The 19,945-nt window shown below is 43.7% G+C and carries 15 protein-coding genes; 3 read left to right on the top strand and 12 right to left on the bottom strand.

Features of this window, described 5'->3' with window-relative positions; genetic code table 11:
- The 6 genes from vgrG to ACRBG0_RS26940 form a co-directional block, all read right to left on the bottom strand.
- The coding region (vgrG, locus tag ACRBG0_RS26965) for a type VI secretion system tip protein VgrG (protein WP_431489936.1) at window positions 1–1,373 on the bottom strand (1,373 nt) is incomplete at its 3' end.
- Window positions 1,374–1,385: 12 nt separating this feature from the next.
- The gene (locus tag ACRBG0_RS26960; protein ID WP_431489935.1) at window positions 1,386–2,081 is read right to left on the bottom strand and encodes a CIS tube protein; all 696 of its coding nucleotides are present in this window, start codon (window positions 2,079–2,081) and stop codon (window positions 1,386–1,388) included.
- On the bottom strand, window positions 2,072–2,260 hold the full coding sequence (locus tag ACRBG0_RS26955; protein WP_431489934.1) for a DUF5908 family protein: 189 nt from the start codon (window positions 2,258–2,260) through the stop codon (window positions 2,072–2,074). Before ACRBG0_RS26955 ends, ACRBG0_RS26960 begins: the two co-directional genes overlap by 10 nt.
- A gap of 9 nt (window positions 2,261–2,269) precedes the next feature.
- Window positions 2,270–2,731: a phage tail protein gene (locus ACRBG0_RS26950; RefSeq protein WP_431489933.1), complete on the bottom strand. Its 462-nt coding sequence runs from the start codon at window positions 2,729–2,731 to the stop codon at window positions 2,270–2,272.
- 57 nt (window positions 2,732–2,788) lie between these two features.
- Window positions 2,789–3,262, bottom strand: coding sequence for a phage tail protein (locus ACRBG0_RS26945; protein ID WP_431489932.1), 474 nt, complete (start codon window positions 3,260–3,262; stop codon window positions 2,789–2,791).
- Between the two features lie 182 nt (window positions 3,263–3,444).
- Window positions 3,445–5,616 carry a phage tail sheath C-terminal domain-containing protein gene (locus tag ACRBG0_RS26940; RefSeq protein WP_431489931.1) on the bottom strand — a complete coding sequence of 724 codons (2,172 nt, stop codon included), beginning with the start codon at window positions 5,614–5,616 and terminating at the stop codon, window positions 3,445–3,447.
- A gap of 490 nt (window positions 5,617–6,106) precedes the next feature.
- On the opposite strand from ACRBG0_RS26940, the gene ACRBG0_RS26935 reads away from it, so the two are divergent.
- The 3 genes from ACRBG0_RS26935 (at window position 6,107) to ACRBG0_RS26925 (ending at window position 10,740) form a co-directional block, all read left to right on the top strand.
- Entirely contained in the window at window positions 6,107–8,065 is a 1,959-nt protein-coding gene (locus tag ACRBG0_RS26935) for a hypothetical protein (protein WP_431489930.1), read from the top strand.
- 88 nt (window positions 8,066–8,153) lie between these two features.
- Entirely contained in the window at window positions 8,154–9,002 is an 849-nt protein-coding gene (locus ACRBG0_RS26930; protein ID WP_431489929.1) for a hypothetical protein, read from the top strand.
- 31 nt (window positions 9,003–9,033) lie between these two features.
- Entirely contained in the window at window positions 9,034–10,740 is a 1,707-nt protein-coding gene (locus ACRBG0_RS26925; RefSeq protein ID WP_431489928.1) for a glycoside hydrolase family 25 protein, read from the top strand.
- A gap of 72 nt (window positions 10,741–10,812) precedes the next feature.
- Here the strand turns inward: ACRBG0_RS26925 and ACRBG0_RS26920 are convergent, their stop codons facing one another.
- From ACRBG0_RS26920 to ACRBG0_RS26895, 6 genes are all read right to left on the bottom strand, one after another.
- Window positions 10,813–11,280 carry a hypothetical protein gene (locus ACRBG0_RS26920; RefSeq protein ID WP_431489927.1) on the bottom strand — a complete coding sequence of 156 codons (468 nt, stop codon included), beginning with the start codon at window positions 11,278–11,280 and terminating at the stop codon, window positions 10,813–10,815.
- Window positions 11,281–11,390: 110 nt separating this feature from the next.
- Window positions 11,391–12,698, bottom strand: a complete 1,308-nt coding sequence (locus ACRBG0_RS26915) for a DUF4157 domain-containing protein (protein WP_431489926.1) — start codon at window positions 12,696–12,698, stop codon at window positions 11,391–11,393.
- 151 nt (window positions 12,699–12,849) lie between these two features.
- The gene (locus ACRBG0_RS26910; RefSeq protein WP_431489925.1) at window positions 12,850–14,904 is read right to left on the bottom strand and encodes an eCIS core domain-containing protein; all 2,055 of its coding nucleotides are present in this window, start codon (window positions 14,902–14,904) and stop codon (window positions 12,850–12,852) included.
- A 235-nt stretch (window positions 14,905–15,139) separates the two neighbouring features.
- Window positions 15,140–17,008, bottom strand: coding sequence for an ABC-F family ATP-binding cassette domain-containing protein (locus ACRBG0_RS26905; RefSeq protein ID WP_431489924.1), 1,869 nt, complete (start codon window positions 17,006–17,008; stop codon window positions 15,140–15,142).
- Window positions 17,009–17,134: 126 nt separating this feature from the next.
- The gene (locus tag ACRBG0_RS26900) at window positions 17,135–18,409 is read right to left on the bottom strand and encodes a DEAD/DEAH box helicase (protein ID WP_431489923.1); all 1,275 of its coding nucleotides are present in this window, start codon (window positions 18,407–18,409) and stop codon (window positions 17,135–17,137) included.
- A gap of 341 nt (window positions 18,410–18,750) precedes the next feature.
- Window positions 18,751–19,945, bottom strand: a 1,195-nt coding sequence (locus ACRBG0_RS26895; protein WP_431489922.1) for a T9SS type A sorting domain-containing protein, incomplete at its 5' end; no start/stop codon positions are given.

Raw genomic sequence — 19,945 nt, 5'->3', positions numbered from 1 at the left:
TCGTAAGGAGGTGCATGTCCGCTACTATAGAGGCTACCAAGGATCACGGGATAACGTGGGTCTTCATTTAAGAAGCCCAAGGCTACTTCGTCATCTATTTCTGGCATGAAGAATTGTCCGGCACCACTTGTGGCGTAAGGTTGTAACCAACGAGCCCAAATGAGATTTTCACCATCGTCAGACTTAAGCATGGGCACTTCCACTTGCACCCGGGTTTCGCCGAGAGGGTCTTCATTGATTTGTTTGACAACGGCATTTTGCAAACCGCGAATACCAGGAAGTAATGCGCTCGCTGCAGTGGCTGTAATGTCATTAGCCTTGGCAAACCAAGTAGGATTAAGGCCAATTGATAAGGTAGACCACCAGTTGCCACCAGAGATATGATGCTCTACAGCAGATACATAAGCAGAGCCATTGAATCGAGTACCTAGCCCTGCAAATTCTAATATTTGGTCGGGTACAAAATCAGCTTGGCCAAAAAGCTTTACATCTCCCTGTACCTTTGCTAAGCGAGATTTCAAAAGGCTAGCATCGGCCCAGGTTTTGAGTTCTTCAGCTGTCAGTGGGACGGTAGACTGAAGTTGGAAACTGCTGGGTGCAGCAACTTTTGCCAAAGTACTACCGGATAAATTTCCTTGGTCAACAACACTTGGCGCGCTGGCGCTGGACTGTAGGTTGGCTTGTGTTTTATAGTCCCAGGACTGTGCTTCAACTGTCTCTAACTGAGTGCTGGCATCCAGTTTTAAGTTCATCTCTACTATGTCCTGACCAAAGGTGAATTTACCAAGCGCGTCACCGCTAGCAGTTGGAGGTTTGATAGTCACTTTGTTGTCCATGTTTAGAACAATCATACCATTGGTTTCGGCACGTGCCATGGTGAAATCCCAATCTGTTGAATTGTACTGGACGATTTGTGGGAAAGAATTACTGATGTTACTTATTTCTGAAGTGGCGCCATTGTCTTCAATGATTTTGGTGAGCGCATCACTATCGGTAGAATCGGAAAATACTCGATTTTTAGCCCCGATAGCCATTTTGATTGCTTTGTCTCTGCATTCCAAGCGCAACTCAGGCCCACGCTGACTAACCATGCGTAAATTTTGTGCAGTAATGATCCCCTGGAAAATATTTTCAGTCTTGAGGCCAAACCCTGCTTGTATCTCTATTGTTTTTCCTGGTGTAAATTGATCACTACTACTTAAAGCGAAACTCTCCTCAGCGGCAGAACCATCGATTAGCCTTATTTGCGCGAAGGCTATTCGATTTACAGCTTTGAATACTTGGATTTCATTTATTTCATAAATGTCTTTAACGGGGCTTCCGTCGATTATTAATTTAACCGAAACTAGATCTCTGTCTTCTGTAGCAGCCATATTGCGACTTAATTATTTATTGCAAAGGGGAGGGAATACCAATTTTTTACCAGGTGCGACACCACGTAGGTGGTTTAAGTTGTTAGCCTGAGCTACTTGTACAAAATAAGCAGGGTCATCATAAACCTCGTTGCTCATAGCAGGTAGACGATCACCTGCCCGCACTTGTTTTATATGGGTCAAATCTGGCGATGTTTTTTTTGCTTCTGCTAAAGCGAGAGCAGGGCTTACGCTACTCGAGAAAGTTACATCTACAGTTGCTCTAATGGGGGTGCCGTCGGGCTTGAAAAGCTTGTAGTTTATACTCATGTTTGTGAGTACCCCGCGGAAATTAAAAGCATTCCCCCAGGTCAGAAGTAGAAAGTTGGGCCGATGGATCTTTCCATTAAATTTGGCAACGATGGCCTTGAATTCTTTAATCTGCTGAATAACAGGCTTAATATTGTCTCCTTCTTTTAATGATTGTGGAGCCGTACTGACCAAGCCTGTTCCATCGAAAATTAAATTGAAGGATATTTTTTCCGCATTCATTTTTTTAAAACGCAGATCACCACCTGGTGAACCAACTGCCCACGTTTTATTGTAGTCAATCTCTACATCTCTCTTATAGCTCTCTGGATTGATCAGTACTTGAAATTTTCCAACACGTGCGCCTTTTCGATAGCTACTGTTAGAATAAGCAATAATCGATAATTTCGTTAAAGCCATGGTCGGTCAGTTTGTTCTCGGATGACTCGTTGCTCTTCTATTTTTTCAAGACAGAAAGCAAGAATTTCTTCTTTCAGATTTTCTAAATCCTGCGGGTTAAAAGGTTCCTGGCCTGATTGTTCTGTCCAGGATCGTTCCAATTGAGCTTTAATGATGACTTCCCTGATTTCTAATGGCATAGGCGATTCTTATTTAGTCTCCATGTAAGAAAAGGCCAGCTCCATGGTCTCAATAGCGATATCATTCTGCTGAGAATCAAAATTGGAAAGCTCCCATTTAACCGGCCATGTATTGTGGATCGTCCAAGACATGACTACCTTAGGTTTATTCTTTTGCCCCCCAGGTCCTAGGAGTTCAATCATAACGGTGAGAGGGGTGAACTCAAATTTTTTCACCCCATCTTCCACCCATTTTCTTAGTGCAGAATCTAGGACTAACCCCCTTTTTAGTACTATGTTGGTATAGCTGTAGGTGCTAGGAAGTTTATGCTGGTATTCTAATAATCCACCTTCAGAGACGGTTTCCACTGAATTATTTACGCCTAATCCTGATATCTCCTTAAAGCTTGCTTCTCCATCTTTTCCGACCCCTTTTAAGTCTTTGAAAAGTACTCGGAAAAAGAAGCTGGTTGGTGGATAGTATTCAGCCATAATCGCGAATTTGAAATATACTTAAATATTTAGAATGCGTTACTGTAACCCCTCTTGTTAGGCGTTGTTTTCGTTCTTAATCATAAGTGTTTCGTAGGCAATTTCAATGGTATCTATAGCTGATTCGTTGCCATCAGATTTCAGATCGGTACTCGTTATTTTTGTGGGCCAGGCATTAAGTAGTACCCATACCATAGTTGGTTTGCCTTTTTCATTCAACAGTTGAATGGTAACCGTTTCTCGGCCTTTTTCAATGGTGTTGAGTTGAATTTGCTTGAACCAATCGTAATAGGTGTTATCTCCCACGAATACACCGCGTTTCATCGTTACATTTCCCACCTTTTTGATGCCGGGCATTTTAATGGGGGAATGTACTTTGCTATCGCCATGGCGATATTCAATGATCTGAGCTTCGGTATCCAGGCCGGAGACCTCGGAAAAGCTAATCGTCGTTTTACCCCAAGTTACCTTGAAGTAAAATTTGGGCATAGGCCAGATGGCATTTTCCTGTTTTCCTGTTTTATCTGCCATGATTATTTTTTTTTGCTAGATGTTGTTAGGAACAGCACAAAAAAGGTTGAGGCTTCGTTTTCAAAAGTTGGCTAAGTAGAACATTTTCCGAAAGGATGTCTATGGCATAATTGTATTAGCTATTTGAAAACATGAGAGAAGGTTCAACTTGTTTTTTGTGCAAATATTTAATGGAATTCCGGTTAGGATTTCGGCATCTCTTGTTGGTAAGTAATAATGATAAACTCAGCTGGGCGCACTACAGCCAACTTGACTTGTACACGCATGATTCCATTGAGAATGTCGATAGGCATCATCGTCTTGCCTAGGCCTACCATAACCGAGTAGGCATCGGCTGGTGAGGATCCTTGTAATGCACCCTCTGCCCACAAATTGTGAAGGAAATTAGAGATCATGGATTCACACATGGCCCAAGTCGAAGCATCATTAGGCTCGAAAACGAGTGAAAACGCTGCATTGGCGACCGATTGTTCGATCATAATCAGTAAGCGCCGGACATTGATATAGCGCCAGTCCAGGCTATTGCCATCCATCGTCCGTGCTCCCCAAACCATTGCTGGGCCCCGCCCGTAAAATGAGCGAATGGCATTGATTGACTTACCTGATAAAGCATCAACATTTAGTGGTGCTTGCTGATCATCATTGATGCTTACCAAAGGGGCAATAACAGCATCTATATTGCGATTGGCGGGGGCATTCCAAACGCCAAGAGTATTGTCTACCGTAGTGTAGATCCCTGCCATTGCACTTGTTGGCGGTAGCCTATTCGCTTGCTTTGCTACCGCAGTCATGATGTTGTTATACGTCTTATTGGTATTCTCTAATGAGGAATTGTACTGGTTTAGTAATGTTTTTGCGTCGCCAATAACATTCTGCAGAGATGTGAATAAAGTGTCAAATACGTTTTTGAGGGCTTTACTGGCCTGCGGAAATACAAAGGCTGCTTTTTGCGTGTCAGTAGTGACACCAGAAGGGTAAGTTTTTGGATACGGACTTCCGGGTACATTTGCGCTGTCGCCAGAAGTGACCCAGCCCCATTTTTTCATAAGATCATCAGTAAAGCCTAGGCTGATGGAGGTTGTGCCGGGGAAATTCTTTTCATAACTATAAGCACTAGCAACAAGGGAGCCTATAGGTCCTGTAATCTGGGTGATTAACCCGATAGAGCTCTGAAGATCCTTTGATTTGATAGTTATTGTTGGAGTCGATCCTCCTGTAGGGGTATAGTTTCCACCATGGCTTAGCTGGTACATGATGTCAAACATCGTAGCGAGTACGACTGACTGTCCGGATACGATTTGATCATCCGTCCCTTCTGGTGAATTATAGGCAGCTGACCAGCTGGTGTACTGTTTTCCTGACCCCGAAGCGGTAAATTTCAAACTAGGTGTAGTGAGTAGGTCTTGCTCCAGCGTCTCATAATCTAAACTTATTGAGTCAAGTACCTTTAGCATGGGTACGCCTACCAAGAGGTCCTGAATGTTTTCCACTGCAGGTGTAGCTGTCTTATCGGGCGGAGCAAGGTTCGCATAGGTGATTTCCGAAGCAGAAACAACTTCTGTCTGCAACCAAGGATAGTAGGCAATGGCATAGCTTAAGTTGCTTACCCCCATGTTATTGCGAAAATCGCTGATGACGGAAGTTTCAAGGTCCTGATCTCCATCATAAATATCTAGTAGGGCTACTCTATCTTTTAAATTACCAGCTTGCGCAATCATTTGTTGTTGCAGCATGTAACAGTCGTTCTTGTCACCAAGAGCTAGAGCGTCTGGCATTAAAATCATCGTCGGTTTAGGGAAATGAATCAGCGGTAGTAGGTTCAGGCCAGCCATTAACGCTGGTCGACTTACTGGGTTGGCCTTAGTTTCTGGAACAGGAGGATCACTAGGTTTTGCGCCAGCGACAAACTCTACAGCTTCATAAGTTCCTACGGAAACGATGTAGGCCGGGCCACCACCATTTAAATAGAACAAACGTAGACTGTTGTACAGATAAAAGAGTGTATCTGAATTTGCAGGACCAATTTTGTAGTAATGGGGGGGGATGGAAAAGTCATACTCGTCAGCAGTAGGAGGCTTCGTCGGGTCTGCAGTATTGACTGCTTGAAAAATAGGGAACTTATATTCCGGGGCTCCACCGAAGTAGTTGTTGTACTCGCTTAAGGAGTTGATTAAAGTAGGCTTATTGATCAATGATTTGCCTTGATCTTCAGCTCTCTCAGTGTACCCGATAAAAGCAGGAATAGCAGTAGGTACCTGGGCGACTGACGGAGGAAAAGCATTCTTTTCTACCGTATAAACCCCTGGCGTCTGGGGGTTATTAGGATTCATCATCACTTGCAAGCTTTCAGTCATCGCAATGACTTGTGTTAAGAATATGGAGGTGTAAATGTATATTGTAAAAGTAGGAAAAAATACCGAATGGAAAAATTAAATTTTATAAATATGTGAAAAGGCTAATTATTCTTTGGTGTTAAGTGTATTTTGATTAAATTTACCTTAATTAGGTTTTACTCTTTATTAGGAAATTACCTAACAACCTATATTCAATGAATGTTAAATGTCCTTCCTGTCTTGTGTCAGGTCTGTTGGATTATAGATGGCTATTGAAGCTATTTGCTGTCTCAGTGAATGCTGCTAAATCTACGGTTTTTACTCCCCTTCTCAAAAGGTGTAATTGTACACCGATATTTTCATTTAAGTATTTAACAAATTCGCTATTGCCAAACAATAGCGGAAAATCCATATTCAATATATCATCAGTTGTAAATACTCCTAATGGAAGTTTTTTAAGACGCTGATATGATATTACAATGACTAAATATTAAATTAAAACCTATTTGTTATGGCAACAGAAAAGGCCAAAAAGGCTCCTACTAATTCACAGCAACTGTGGAATGCATTTATTAAAAATGTTGATACCGAATTGAGTAATATCTATACTCAAAAAGTTACCGCTGTTAAATCAGAAACCAAGGAGATGGGTGCTTTTATAAAAAGTGAAGACACCCTTTTTACCAAGGCTGTTGAGCTTGGGGGCCCATTACCGTACCATAAGCTTCCGAACTGGGAGGAAATTTTAAGTGCAAATCCCCAACATCCAGGGCGATTTTATAAAATCATCTTCAGAACCCTCTCAGAGCCGGATGGTACCGGCGAGATCAATAAGGTTAATGATGCTAGCCTAATTCAAGTGCTTCATGATGCATTTCAGCAATCTTATACTGCATTAAGCCCAAAGCCTAACTCAGAAGAAGCATTTGTGGATTGGATTGGTTCGACTATCATTAACTTGGAGGATGCAATTTCAATTAGTCTTCAGTTAGCATTGTTGACTGGGAAAAATGGTTTAAACACGGCTGTTTTTGCTGCTGAAGATTTAGATGATAAAAAAGGTACGTGGAGTTACTTTGAAAAAGCGGCTAGCGGGAAAAGCGGTAAACCTACCGGCATTTGGCCAAGTCATTTCTTGCCAGCTATTCAGGAAATATTAAACGATAAAGGCAAAGAAGAGCGCGATATTGAGCGAGATACGCTTCGAGTAATCAATAAATTAAGAGCGACCGAGTCGTCCTATAATCCTAGTACTGAAGCAGCGGCGAGAAGCTGGGTAGAAGGAAGCATTACTGGGATGAAAACGGATAATGTCCTTGATAATGAGCGTAAGGAGGAATTGATTGCAAACCTGGAAGATGAGATTACTTATTTATTTCCACAGCCGGATAAGTCTTATTTCTACAATAATTTTCAGGGAATCATATTTCAAAACATCTTTGCTCCCCCGGCAGCAGATAAGAAGATGGAGTCTTTACTGGCAGATATAGCGGAACAAGAAGAGAAAATTAAAGCAGCTAACGCAAAGATTAATAAAGACGAGAAAGAACTAGACAGCGGAAAGACGGATGCCAAAGAAGACCAAGGAGACGGCAAAGGTGGTATTGGCCCTGCCAAGCCTCCTAACAAGCCCAAGCACCCTTCTCTTACGGGAGTAAAAGATATATTGGATGATTGGTTTGAGAAAAACGATCCAAGTGTTGATAAGAAAGTTAAAAAAGATCTGGAGAAATCCATTTCCAATGCTATCCAGTCAGCCTTGACTTATAGTTTTGATAATTTAATTGAGCAAGGTAGTCAAGGGGCCTTGATCAGTGCTACGTACAATAGACAAACGATCACTCGTGTGGTTGATTATCTGTCGAATTTGTTGAATGATCTGAATAATGATCTCGACAAAGAGATTCCGGCGAATAAGAAGGCTTCTCTTGATGCAGCCAAGAGTATCACTAGTGCCGCAGTGGCTTATCGGCAGTTTGCCGAAGGTTTGTTGGAGATGCAAGGGGCATTTAACGGAGAGCCGGTTCGAAATACTGCCAATTTTCAGACGGTAGCTGGTTACATGAATTCAGCGAACCCATCGACTAATGAAGCTACTTCGATTCCAGATATTGCACAGTTAATTTACAATGGAATAGGAAAACCCGAGCCTCAGGTAAAAGTAGCAGAAGCGAAAGGTGTGCAAGTAGCTGCATTCTCTGCAGGGTTGCAGACCTCTTTACAGCGCTTATTGCAAACAGAGCAAAAAGCCGCATTAGCTGCGCTTACAAGTTTGGATAATAATGCTTTGAGTGATTTCAATGCCAGATTGAAGAGTTTTGATACGGATGTTGCTGATTATTTCACGAGCCTTACTGCTTACATTCAAGATAGACAAGGGTTTGAGATGGATCATCAAAATTCAGAGCTTATTCAGCAGGCGATGGATAATTTGACAAATATCGCTTCGAATTATTCAGCATCTGCTTAGGCAAAGTTAATGCCCCTCTTAACTTGATTTGAGTAGGGCAAACAATTACCCTTATTCCTATTTTTCAAAAACAATAACTCAATATATAATGGCCACGCAACCAACCAAAGGCAAAGGTACCCAGCCAGATGATTCAAATGCTACCTCCGAGACAATAGCCTTTATCCGAGGATTACATACAAAGTATAATAATGCTAAATTGAAGCTTTCACAGTTTCAGGCTAGCCTCAGTAATCTAAAGATTCAACAAAAGAATATTGGTGAGGAATATACACGGATAAGAACTGATGAGAAGAATGCCCAAAGTCATTTAGAGCAGGCCGAATCTGCCAAAAAGAGTGTGTTAACTGTTCTCCAGTTTTTCCAAACTCGAAAGGAGTCTACAGAAAACCTAGTTAAGTATTCTCATGATGCTGCACAGGCAATGTTTTTATCTCTTTATCAATTGAAAGAGAAAGGACTAGAGCGCGTTGAAGAAATAAAAGCCCTGGTAATAGGGAAAGATAATACGCCACAAGAACTGGGAACGCAAGACAATTTGCATTGGACCCAAATATTTTCGCGTAAAGTTATTGAAGCTGATGCACAAGGTGTCGCTGCTTTTAATGCAGGGGCAAAGGCTGTGCAGGAAGCATTCAATACTTACGTAAGCAATCAGGAAATTCATGCTCGAACGGTAAATTACTATAATCGTTTTATGAAGCTAGAAGCAGAATTACAGAGTATTATCTCATTTAAACACAACGAATTGTCATTGATCAATAAGAAGTATATTATTCTAGATGGCAAAAACAAGGTGATCGAATCACAGGTCAGTGACCTTACAGAGAAGGTCGAGGTACAGTCTTTCATCGTTGCCCAAGCTTTGGATGAGTACAATGCTGCTCAACAAGGGGCTGAGTATAAGTACGTACCACCAACGGCACCAGCGGCTTAAATCATACCTTAGGTGCTCATACCAACTGGGTGTGAGCACCTTTTGTATCGTTCTCCAAGGGCAGGCTATAAATAAGAAAGAATTGCGGCTATCTGTACTCACACCCATACTTCTTATCCTTGCGCTGCTTTTGACGGTTTGCGACCAGGAAAGCACCGCTGATACTTCAGGGGGATCTAGTGATAGTTCAGTGTCTACCAAGCCAGAAACAAGAACAAACACGTCTGGATCGGATACTAATAGCGACAGTCGTCCCAAACAACCGATCAAACGGATACGGCGCCATTTGTACGGAATAGATATTTCTGATGAACAGCGTTACCCCCTCGATACGCTGCATAAATTTCAAGACAGCCTCTCTTTTATTATAGCCAAAGCTACTGGTGGTATGACCTATGTTGATAAGCGATTTAATCAAGCTTATTGGCAAAAAATAAAAGACTTAGGCTTTACTCGAGGGGCATATCATTTTTATTTCGTTTGGGATGATCCGGTAACTCAGGCCCAGCACTTCGTAAGTACCGTAGGTGATTGGGAGGCAGATGATCTCCCTCCCTTAGTTGATTTTGAAGGGCGTAGCTTTCTTAATTTTAATGAACGCCGGGCAGATGGGAAAATGGGCGAGATGGATACTTCCATCTCTATAGAAAGGGTTCAACGTGATTTATTGCATTTTTTGGACACGTTGAAAGCACTTGCTGGCCGCCTACCAATCATTTATGTAAACCAATCAGATGCAGACAAATACCTCAATGCCAAAGCTTTCACTAGTTATCCACTTTGGATCGCTGACCCTTATACGGGGCGTGCCTCGCCACGATTAGCCGGGAGTTGGAATAAATGGGCCTTTTGGCAAAAGGATACCATACAAATTTTAAACAATAGACCTTCAAATACCGATTTGGATGAATTTCACGGAGACTCAGCCTCTTTCCAGCGATTCTTACAGTATACAATCCTTGATGCTGAGAAGGCGTTGCCTATAGTTAAATCGAAACCTGATCCTTCTACGACGCAGCCTGTCGTGAGTAATAAGCAACACGCCGCCACTAGATCCGGGAAGTTATATGGAATTGATATTTCTGATAACCAAAAGTATAGCTTGGATGATTTGCAGAAATTCCGAGATAGTCTATCCTTTATTGTGGTTAAGGCTACTGGAGGTATAACCTATGTTGATAAACGATTTCGTAATGGAGATTGGTCGCGCATCAAAGAGATGGGCTTCACTCGTGGCGCGTATCATTTTTATTATGTTTGGGATGACCCAATAGCACAGGCACTCCATTTTGCCAAGACAGTGGGAACGTGGCAAAGCGATGATTTTCCGCCAATTGTTGATTTTGAAGGGCATAGTTTTTATAATTTCAGCGAAAAGAAGAAAGATATGTCTATTCCTATTGAGCGAGTAGAACAAGAGTTATTACAATTTTTGGAGAAGGTTAAATCACTTACCGGGCGGTTGCCTATGATTTACGTCAATCGATCTAACGCCAATAAATACCTTAGCCTAAAGGCGTTCAATGAATACCCCCTCTGGATTGCTGATCCTAATAGTAATACCACTGAGCCGATTTTACCAGAAAATTGGAAAAACAAAGGTTGGGCAATTTGGCAGCGTGGCTATATTTTTATACCTAATAAGGGAGCAAGTCACACTGATTTTGATGAGTTTAACGGGAATACCTTGACACTCCGGCGTTTTTTGCAGTCGACACGATTACCTTTAGACAATTGATGGTTAGTCAGTATGGCGAGTAGTAGCCACATTAATAGATAATGTTCCGATTATTTGGTTGGCGAGCGTTGATTATTCTTCGTTCTCTTTCAGCATGTTTATAGTTACAATCGCTATAAATGCGGTACAAACAAGCAGTATTAATATTTTGAAAGCACTAAATGTGATTCCCATTTCTTTTACGAAAGTAGACCAGTCTTCAACGTTTCCAAAATAAGGCCCCGCGAGGAGCAAGAGGTGGTAGATTACAACGGCAAAGAGACTACCGAAAACACCTATACCCATTAGCTGGCCCCAAAAGATTGCGGGTTTTTTACTTTTTAACTGAATCCAATAGGAGCCATATTGACGTATATTTTTAGTGAGTGTGGCTGCCAGTACTATGATGAAAAAATAGTATAAGGCAGCAATAAAAATGGAATCTTGCCCTCGTAAACTCGGGAAGACCAAGAGTACTATAGTACAGATAAGGCCCCAGCCAAAACCAGCAATAAGGAGTTGCTTAAGGGGCTTGTTTATGGCTTTGGGAGCTTGGTCCATAGAATTGTGGATTTACTTTCGGAAGTTGTCGGTCTTGAATTAAGTTTTCGCTTACAGCTAGTATCTAACTCTAAGTCTATCAATCATTATATCGGTGTTTTAAGACGGACTTACCTATCACTATCAGATGTTGTAGGTGATGCTACTTCAGTGTTAGCCGCCGTATTTTCCTGCTGCTTTTCAGCCGCCACCACTCCGTGACCTCCTCGCATCTCTTTAACCAGATTGACCAAATAGGTAACTGCGCTGGCTACAAACTTGCCGGGTTCCCCGATAAATTCGGCAATGGCAGCTAACGCACTTCCGATACTTTCCAGTATAACCGTCCATCTTGAAGCTTTCTGGACAGTCTTGCTGGGCTTTGGGTTTAAGTTGAAGAGGGCTCTTATGTATTTCACTAAAGAACTAATAATGGAGATCACCTTTGATATGATCAAGGCAATGCCGTGTGCAGCTATAGCGCCACCCAATCCAGCAATGCCAGTCGCCACGGCAACAGAGGCTTCGAGGCCCGTCAAAAATCCAAGGAGTATTTTTGCTTTGGGGCCCGGGCCATCCTCATTGTATCGACTTATACCTAAAGCGACAGACCGAATTATTTTTGATGCGCCAATAATAATTTGCCCTACACCACCGATAATAGGAATGACGCCAGCTGGTGCCAATACTGCAGAAGTAATAGCACCAGCACCGGCTAAAACGCCGACAATACCAATGCCAATTTGCAGGCTACCTTCAATCGCTAGTGTAACGATGGTGAACCGCGAAGGCTTCTTCATCTGCATGACCAACGGACCTAACCCCTTCGCCTGAATAGGTCCAGACTTTACGGAGCCCACTTTTTTTTGCTGCTGCACGGGTTGCCGTTGCAAGCTCTTACTACCCATGACATCGGCTTCGCGTTCAAGTCCTTTGTCATCATTAATGTTAACACCACCGTGCAATTGTGCTGTTGGCTTTACCCGCCCCTGCTTCTGTTGCACTACGTGCCATGCTTCGTGCGCAAGGTGTTGTTCTTGCCCAGGTGCTACATGAATATTGGAACCCTGAGCATAAGCGTGGGCTTGCATTTGAGCGGGCTTGGAAGAGTTGTAATGAACCTTTACATCATCCATCGAAAGCCCAGACAGGTTCTCAACTCCTGATTTGAGGTTGTTAGGTAAGCCAGTATTATTTTCTTTCTTTTGAACGGGCTGTGGTTGGCTAGCACTGTATTGATTGGCTAGTGCTTGAAACTGAATATTCTGTGCCTGCTTGGAGCCATTTTGCATGACCGTTTGTAACTTTCGCTGCGCAATTATTTCCTCACGGTTGTCTTTAAATTGAAAAGCAGGGGAGGAATCCTCCCTTAGGAAGAACTGGCTGGGAGCAGTATGCTCGTGTTCATTTCCCCGTGATTTCTTGACGTGAGAATGCATGGTGTTTGAATATGGGTATGAAAGTAATAATGCTTTATGGCATACAGAAAAGCTCTACTTCGAGCTTAAAGATAACGATTTTTGCTTAAGGATGGAAAAAGCTCTTAAGTAAATATTGTTAGTGCCTTGAAGCAGTTGAATTACACCTTTTTTATTGTACTGGTTGCTGTTGTCGTCGAAGAACAGAATTTGCTGCTACGACAATGGCATTACGACGTGTTGTCTTAAATCCAGTATCTTTTATTTTGGCCGCGGCCGAATCAAACCGAGCGTCAATGAATCCTTTAACCTCTTCGTCATTATTTAGCCTTACAATATGGTCAACATCAACGTTATGAGAATTAACCGCGCCATAAACCCCGTCAGGGAGATTAACTAAAGTTGTTTCTTGGCCTCTTTGTTGGTCGAGTGCTCTAAAGCGTTTTAATACGCCTCCAACATGTGCATCGTCTGTCAAAACGAGAACGTTCGCGTTATCAATTTGCAGCGGGTCAAACCAAAAGCGATGATCTTGCGCGGCAATGGAATATACAACCACTGTTTTGATATGTGGGTGCTGAGGCATACGCCGATTTGGGTAATCTCCTTCGCTCCCAAACCCAGGGACAGGGTCGTGCATCACAACTTGTAGGTTATTTATTAGATTCCCTGGTCCAACCGGATAACGTTCTTGGATATTCTGCACAGCATAAGCTGCCGCAACCGCATTTCGGCTATGTGCTTTTACACGAAGTGAAATACCTGTTATATGATCCGCTTCGGCATTGCTACGAATTAGAGCAAGTATGTGATCAATTGCGCTTAGATTTTTAGAAATAGATCTATCACCTGAATTTGAAATTCCTCCTAAGCCCATGGGGCCCGCTATTGTGAAAATTCTTTCATTATCTTGGACTCGTTGATAGACCATTGGCAGAATCTGCCTACCGACGAATACAGGTAATCTCATGTGAGGTTTAGAGCGTCTCATTTCTCCTTTATCATCAGGTGTTTTTTCGGTTCGCCAGTGAAGATCACCGCTTCCAGGTAGCTCAATTACAATGTCTCTAATATTCCTAACGCTTGGCAACTCGCCTTGATTCCGTTCTCCACTGGGCGTAATATGGGTGGAATCCTTGGCCTCTACTTTTACGTTTGTCATTTCGTAAATGCGCCTCCTGGCAAAGTCCTGTACCTGCTCAGATTGTGTTGGTGACTGGCCAACTATCATATTTAAAGCCGAGATAAACTGGGTTCCCCCTTGTCTAATATATTCTTGTATAGGATGAGCTAGTATATCATTTACGTCATGATCTCTAGTATGTTGAGTAATAAAATGAGTAAATACAAAATCAGTTAATTCCCTTCCTAATTTCAAAAAGGTATCTCCCTTAGTCGCTAAAAAGTTGTTCCAATCACCGTCGTTTTCTTGTATTATCCTTTGTCTTTCTAACTCTCTTCTCGCAATCTGTTCAAGGCTTTGCCGAAAGTGGTTCTTAGCAAATTCACGAAAGGCTTTGCTATTATCTTCTGTAGTTATCGCCCTGGATAGCCGTGAAAGAGGGCCAGTGGTAAAACCAATCACACTCTTAAAGTCAGACTCTGGCATCCGCTGCACTAGTGCAGCGTTTTTGTCGACTAATTCAAATTCTAGAGGTTGAGAATTTCTAGAAGCTTGCAGAGCTCTACCGCCCATCACATCCGCTTCCCGCTCCAGGTTGCAATCATCATTAATATTCACCTTTCCCATCAGTTGCGCTGTCGGCTTCACTCGCCCCTGTTTCTGCTGTACTACGTGCCATGCTTCATGCGGCAGGTATTTTTCCTGGCCTGGTGCTACATGAATATCAGTGTTCTGGGCGTAAGCATGGGCCTGCATTTGTGCGGGTTTACCCGAATTGTAGTGAACTTTCACATCGTCCATAGCGATGCCAGATAGGTTTTCAACTCCTGTTTTAAGGTTGTCTGGAAGGCCCGTATTGTTTTCTTTCTTTTGAATTGGTTGTTCTGGGGCGGTACTATATTGATTTGGGAGCGCTTGAAGTTGAATGTTTACGGCTTGTTGAGGGCCATTTTGTATCACCGCTTGCAATTTTCGCTGTGCTATGGTTTCTTCACGATTATCTTTAAATTGAACAGCAGGAGGGGTATCATCCTTTTGAAAGAGCTGGCTGGGAGTGGTATGCTCGTGCTCATTTCCCCGTGATTTTTTGACGTGAGAATACATGGTGTTTGAATATGGTTTTGGAAGTACAATGCTTTAAGAACATATTCTAACTCTACTTTATTAGCCTGTTACTTCTCTTTAAAGATATAACAATGTGCTGGGAAATAGAGGTTTGTGTTAGATTGTTATAGCGCCGGGGTTATTGCTGTTGGGCAGTGGTTTTACATTGCACTAAGTATTTCGTACAGTGAGTTCTGCGGTTTGGAAGTGTAGAAAAAAGTAAGTCTCACACCAATTAAGCCAAATCCACCAACTCCATCCACTCCATCTCCAGCACTTCAATTTCTTCTTTTACCGTCGCCAAATCTTTGGATAGCTCCGTAATACGCTCGGCGCTGAGTGTGGTGTCGTTGAAGGCTGCGGTAATATCTGTTTTCTTAGATTCGAGCTTGCTGATCTTGTTTTCCAGTCGCTTGATCTGCTTGCGTTGCTCTTGGGTCAGGCCGGGCTTTTGCTCTTCGACTTCGGCTTTGCGTTGCTGTTCTTCCTTACGTTCTTCACTGCGTTGAGCACGTTCGCGCTCTAGTTGATCAACACGGTATTCGCTGTAAGAGCCGAGGAAGTCTCTGATTTTGCCTTCACCTTCGAAGACAAAGAGGTGATCGACGACTTTGTCTAAAAAGAAACGATCGTGCGAAACGATGATAATACAGCCTGGAAAGTCCATCAGGAAATCTTCCAACACGTTCAGCGTCATGATGTCCAGGTCGTTGGTCGGCTCATCAAGAATGAGAAAGTTGGGGTTTTTCATCAAGACGGTCAGCAGATAAAGGCGGCGGCGTTCACCACCACTCAGCTGGCTGACGAATACGCGTTGCTGGGGGCGGGGAAACATGAACCGTTCCAACAGTTGCTCGGCAGTCAGTTTTGCTCCTTTTTCTAAAGGAATATATTCCGCAATATCTCGGATCACTTCGATCACGGTCTGGTCTTCTTTCAGTTGGATACCATCTTGGGTATAGTACCCAAATACGGTATTTCCTCCTACAACAATCTTACCACTGCTTGGTCTTTCCTCCTGGGTGAGTAGGTGCAAGAAGGTAGATTTACCCACACCATTGGGTCCGGCAATACCTACACGTTCCCCTTTTTTGAATTTGTAGTCAAAGTCTTTGAGGATCAAATTGTCACCATAAGACTTACTGACGCTGTATGCTTCCAGTATTGTTTTGCCAAGGCGCTGTCCTTTGATATCGATTTGTAATTCGGAATCGCGGGAGAAGTCCTCAACTTTGTCTTTGAGTTGTAGTACACTACTTACCCGAGCTTTCCCTTTGGTACCCCTGGCTTTGGGCTGACGATTGAGCCATGCCAACTCCTTTTTGAGAGACTTTTTGTTCTTTTCGTATTCGTTGCCTTCAATCTCAAAACGGGTAGCTTTTTTGCGTAGAAAATCACTGTAGTTACCGCTATATTTAAACAACTCACCCTGGTCTAGTTCTACGATGTAGTCGCACACCCTTTCCAGGAAATAGCGATCGTGAGTAACCATTAATATAGTGAGATTCGGTTGACGCAAGAACTCTTCCAACCATTCAATCATATCCAGATCAAGGTGGTTGGTTGGCTCATCAAGGATGATCAAGTCAGGATCGTCGATAATCAGTCGTGCCAGTGCTACGCGTTTACGTTGCCCACCCGAGAGGTTCTTGATTTTCTTTTGGAGATCATCAATTTTTAGCTTGCTGAGGACCTCTTTGATACGTGCTTCAAAATCCCAGGCACGCAGCTCATCCATTTTAGAGAGTGCCTTTTGCAGGTCGTCTGCTTTATCGGGGATCAGTAGCGCACGTTCGTAGCGCTCGATGGCTTTAAGGATGACGTTGTCTCCTTCAAAGATCGCATCCAGAATAGTTTGCTCTTCTCCAAAATCGGGTTCCTGTACCAGATAATGCATCCTTGCATCGCGGTGGATATAAACTTTTGCTCCCAGCCCTTCAGGCAAATCTACGCCACCGGCAACCCGCAAGAGCGTAGATTTACCTGTACCATTCTTTGCGACCAGGGCTACTTTGTTACCCTTGTTGACGGGAAGACTAATCTTGTCGAATAAGACTTTTTCGCCGTACGATTTGGAAACGTTCTCTAGTTCAAGATAAATCATAGATTGCTATGCTGCTGTTCCGACCGGAAGATTATTTGCCATAGTAAGGAGGTTTAGGGAGTTCGCAAAAAAATAACCTACACACTTTGCAATGCTCTTTCCGTAGGTTACTTATTTCGTCATCCCTTATCTACGACCACCGGAGCGACCACTACCGCCTCGCCTGTCGCTGCTGCCTCCGCGTGGGTTTCTACTGCCGCCACGGGAGCTACCTCCACGGCCACGACCGCCGCCGCCACCTCGGCCACCTCGAGAAGGAGGATTGCCAACAGGAATACCTTCTGGTAAAGGCATCCGACGTACTTCCATGTCCATCATCTCTTCGATACGACGAAAACGACCACGGTCACCACGGCTGATAAACGTTAGGGCAACACCTGAAGCATCCGCACGAGCTGTACGCCCAATACGGTGCACGTAATCCTCAGGATCTGGTGGTACATCGTAGTTGATGACCACATCAATTCCTTTAATATCAATACCTCTCGAAAGTACATCTGTAGCAACTACAATCGGTACTCTTCCGCTTCGGAAATCCTGGAGGGCTTCTTCACGAGCATTTTGGTCCAGATCAGAAGAAATAGCAGCTACGGTCAGTCCTGCCCGTTGTAGAGCGGTATTGACTTCGCGGACTTTTTTCTTGGTACTGGCAAAAATGATGGTTCGTTGTAGGTTCTTTTTGCCTTGTAATAGGTGAGCTACCAGTTTTACCTTGCTTTCATCCTCCAATTCGTAAGCGCCTTGGAGAATGTTTTCGGCAGGTTTAGAAACGGCCACATTGACTTCGACGGGCGTATTATTGAATAAATCCCGAGCGAACTTGCGAATCCGTTGTGGCATGGTTGCTGAAAACAGCAAAGTCTGTCGCTTTTTGGGCAGATGGGAGGCTATTTTCAGAATATCGTGCACAAAACCCATATCAAGCATACGATCCGCTTCATCGAGGATGAAGTGGCGAACTTGGCTAAAGTCTACATAACCCAGATCCAAGTGGGCGATCAGGCGACCCGGGGTCGCTACAATCACAGGAGCACCTGTTTTTAGAGCTTTGCGTTCTTGGTCCATTGAGCGGCCATCGCGGCCACCATAAATGGGAATAGAGCTAACGGGGGTAAAGTAGGAAAAGCCTTCCAGTTGACGATCTACCTGCTGTACCAGCTCTCGGGTAGGGCCGATGATAAGGGTGTCCGTTCCTTTATGAGGCTCAGAAGTATAACGATTAAGGATGGGCAGCAAAAAAGCTGCCGTTTTACCGGTACCGGTCTGGGCACAACCCAGTAGGTCTTTCCCTGCCATAATCGCAGGGATAGCTTGTTCTTGTATTGGGGTAGCTTCAGTGAAGCCCATGGCGTCCAATCCCTCCATGAGTGTTGCGCTAAAACCGAATTCTGTAAACTTCAAGGTGTTACTGTTTCTTTTTCCCCGCGAAGATACGGAGAATTAAATGGATATGAATAGCTGTTTTAGTATCCCGATTTATTAGCGTTCCGTAAACGGCCAAGGCTAAGTCGTTGACGCCGGGAGCTAATAAACAGCTTCATATAAAGGAGTAACGATGAGAAGGCAAAGATGTTTTCTTTTTGATAGCGCGGTGGTGCGCCGTAGGCAATGCCAGTTGGCATTTTAACTAGGGTAGGATAGGCTACGTGAGAACGGATTAAACAGAATTTTAACGGTCAATCATTTAAAAACCGCGTCAATCCTATTTAATCCGTCAAATCAGTATGCTATCAAGTGTTAACCTATTTTACGACCATTACTCTCACCGTTCCGAAGGCATCACCATCGAAAAGTACGAGCTGATAGAGGCCGGGAGGTAAGAACTGCAAGTCAAAAGAATGACGTAGTTCAAAGCCTGGTTTTGTCAACTGTTGCTGTACAACCAGCGCCCCTGCACTGTTGAATACTTTGCAAGTGAGTTTGCTACCCGTGGTTTGTGCCAGCACCAGCTCAAACTGCCCAGTATTCGGGTTGGGGTACACCTGAAGGTTTAAACTAGGGTCAGCAGCGGTAAATACGCCTACCAGAATGCTGATAAAAGCTTCCGTTGCACAATCATTGGCATCTAGGACTGTCACCTGATAATCGCCCGGAGGCAAGTCCGTGAAGATGTTTGACGCCTGGAAAGTGCCACCATTGAGGCTGTATTCGTAAGGTGCTGTTCCGCCCGTTACCACTGCGCTGATGCTGTCGGTCATGGTATTGAGCACCAAGTTGAGAGCATCGGGTTCGGTAATCGTAATGACACTTGTTGTGAACATTGTCCCTGTAGCATCTTCCACCATCGCGATATAATCGCCAGCAGGAAGGCCTCCAAAGGTGTGCTCTGTTGTGAAGTTTTCGCCATCTAAGCTATACATGTACGGCGCAATGCCGCCACTGGCGGTAACGCTCAAGCTACCATCTGCATCGCCAGAACAAGTGACATGGTTGACCACTTGACCACTGGCGAGTAGGCTATTAACAGCAACAATTGCCTCCATAGCCACGGCACAACCGTTTTCGTCGCGGACACTCACTTGGTAAATGCCGTCAGGAACATCTGTAAAGGTATTCTCCGCCTGGAAGTTCTGGCCATCGATGCTGTACATCAAGGTGCCGGTTCCACCACTAGCGGTGACGGTAACGGTAGAGCCATCAATCATGACCATCATATTTACCAAGGTAGGGTTGGTGATGGTAATGTTATTGGTGGTTTGGGTGAAGCCTTCGTCATCTAGTACCGTAATCATGTAAGTTCCCGGGCCGAGATTGGTGAATAAAGCTTCACTTTGATAATTCTCTCCGTCGATGCTGTACTGGAAAGGTGGGGTGCCTCCCTGTACTTCTGCCAGAATACGTCCATCATTGACATTGTAACAGGTAATGTCGTTGGCCAAAGTAGCACTCGCGACAAGCGAGTTGAACAATACGGTAGCATTCAGCGTAATGGTACAA

Source organism: Lewinella sp. (assembly GCF_050633125.1).
GTDB lineage: Bacteria > Bacteroidota > Bacteroidia > Chitinophagales > Saprospiraceae > Lewinella.
The sequence above is the reverse complement of the archived record's forward strand: the minus strand, read 5'-3'. Positions and strand labels throughout refer to the sequence as shown.